Annotated in this window: 3 protein-coding genes; 2 read left to right on the plus strand and 1 reads right to left on the minus strand. The window is 48.9% G+C overall.

All coding sequences use genetic code 11. The features are described from left to right. Together QVO39_RS07745 and QVO39_RS07750 are read left to right on the plus strand one after the other, a co-directional pair. The coding region (locus QVO39_RS07745) for a hypothetical protein (RefSeq protein ID WP_288171930.1) at positions 1-526 on the plus strand (526 nt) is incomplete at its 5' end. Further along, on the plus strand, positions 523-2,049 hold the full coding sequence (locus tag QVO39_RS07750) for a DUF7017 domain-containing protein (protein ID WP_021903685.1): 1,527 nt from the start codon (positions 523-525) through the stop codon (positions 2,047-2,049). The genes QVO39_RS07745 and QVO39_RS07750, both read left to right, overlap by 4 nt. 6 nt (positions 2,050-2,055) lie before the next feature. Here QVO39_RS07750 and QVO39_RS07755 read toward each other — a convergent pair. Then, positions 2,056-2,341, minus strand: a 286-nt coding sequence (locus QVO39_RS07755) for a L,D-transpeptidase (protein WP_288171931.1), incomplete at its 5' end; no start/stop codon positions are given.

Raw genomic sequence — 2,341 nt, forward strand, 5'->3', positions numbered from 1 at the left:
GGCATTGGCTGGTTTGGGCTATGAGATCACCCATCGTCAGGCGCTTCAATACCAAGAGCGGTACACGGTGCGTCACGTGGCGAGTGGTCTCTCCTTTCAGATCTCTGGCTTTTACAATAAGGCGGGGGTCTTTAGTAAGGGCTTCAAGGTGACTAAGGGGGAGCTGCCTCCTGGTGAAAGAGCCCGCGTGGAGCCTTTGCTAGCCTCTCCTGAGAGCTACTCTGACCCTGTAGGTTCTGAGGAGGCGGAGCTCTCTTATATCCCATCGGGCAATGCCTATCAGTTTGCTTATGGGCTAGTGTCTCGTGCTTCTGAATTGAGCGGTGTCGGCATCAAGGCGATCCAAGAGAATGACCAGCAATACTATGTCCGTTATTTTTTAGCCACGAATGGACAAGCCGATGCCTATCTGGATTGCTATCGCAATGGCAAGGACTTTCTCACAAAGATCATCCCCTATCTATATAACCAAGGAGGAGAGCAAAAGCTAAAGCAACTCCTCAATGAAATCAGCCGTCAATTGTGAATGCGAGTGAAATAACCAGACTGCGTAAGAGTGGGCAGGTGGAGGAGGCTTACCAACTAGGTAAGCAACTCCTACATCAGAATGAATCGGATCCCTATGTGCGAATGGCTTATGCCTGGGTCTTGTGGCAAAAGGTAAAGGAGCTACCGATAGATAGTAGTAGTCTTCCCGAATTGTCTGGCTTCTTAGCAGAGTTAGTTCAGCTGCAACTTGAGGACAATGATTATTCGGCACTGCTCTTTGATACCTTGCGGACCGCTATTGCCAAGCAGGTAGCTAAGCTTAAGCAAGATGATGCCAAGGAGGCGTGGCTAGTCAATCAGCAGCTAGATAGCTTTTTTCAACACATTAGCCAACTACCACTGAAGCGCTTTAGTGAGTATCGAGCCTACTTTATCAAGAGCTTTTCGGATGATCGGTGGGTATCGGTGGTGGACTTTGCTGAGTGGATTGGATGGGATGCTTTGGATATCTCTGAGTATGAGCAGACCGAGTACCAAGGGCGTCGATTCGCCTCGGCTGGTGAGCTGCTTGTCAATGCTATGTGTAAACAACTCCTCAACTCCTCCTCCTCACACTCGATCCACCAGATGAAGGAGTTGCTCCCACGCCTACAGGATTTCTCCAACGACCAGGGCCGGAAGTTTCAATACTTACGCTATTATGTTGCCAGGATGATGCTGGCGACAGATGAGTATCGTGCGGAGGAGATCATCTCTTATTTCACACCCTATGTTAAGACCAAGGGAAACAATCCGTGGGTATGGGAGTTCTTGGCAGATATCTATGCTCAAACGGGTGATGATGCTCACACCTTGGCGGCTCTGTCTCAGGCTGCTTTATTGGGAAATAAGGAAGAGTTTAAAGTGGGAATACGTGGAAAGATAGCCACTATTTTTGTTAAGCACAAGCGGTATCTCGAGGCAAGTTATGAAGTAAGTGTGGTGCTAGATACTTATCAGAGGATGGGGTGGAAAGTGCCAGTACAGATACTTGAGATGTGCCAAATGCCATGGTACCAAGAGCCTGAAAAGGGATACAGTAATAATGCATTATATAAGCAGTATACCACTTTGATAGACTCCTCTCTATTGCCACAAAAGAAGACTACTGGCAAGAAGCAGGTCTTTGTACTGACGGAGCATAATCCACAGAAGCAGATCTATCACTTTACCTCTGAGGAGCAGGTGAGAGGTCACTTTAAGCACACCGCACCATTGGAGCTAGGCGGGGTCTATAGCGGGTGCTTTCAACCACCCAAGAAGGTAGGTGGTTTTGTGAAGATGGAGGGTATTAAGCCACTTGATGCCACCCATTATCCGCAGTTGGTTTGTCGAGTAAAAGGAAAGTTTAAGCTACTCACTGGTGGCTATGGGTTTGTCAATAAGTACTATGTTGCGGCTCCGCTTGTTCAGCAGGAGACGCTAGAGGATGGCAGGGTTTATGACGCTCTTTGTGTCCTCTCGTACGAGAGAAAGAAGGAGCGCTTCACGATGGTGGTCTGTAAGATCCTTCGCCAGTAAGGTGGTTTACTCTATTACGATGACGAGGGAGCGGTCGGTAGGTGCCCAGTCGTAGATAAACTTGGAGTGACTGGTGGCATTGCGGACACACATATGGGAGCGTGGTGTTGTGCCGAGTGACCAACTGTACTCAGAGGGCTTGGCATTGCGTCCGTTGGCGGGCACCCCATGGATATAAGCACCGTTGGTAAACCTATTCGCCCAAGGAGCATAGCCGGCTATCTCCGAGCTACCATCGTGTGTGTAAAACATCTTGGCTTTCTTTTGCTGGAGTAGGAATATCCCGAGTGGG

The organism is Porphyromonas sp. CAG:1061 (genome assembly GCF_000435035.1).
Taxonomy (GTDB): Bacteria; Bacteroidota; Bacteroidia; order Bacteroidales; family Porphyromonadaceae; genus Porphyromonas_A; species Porphyromonas_A somerae.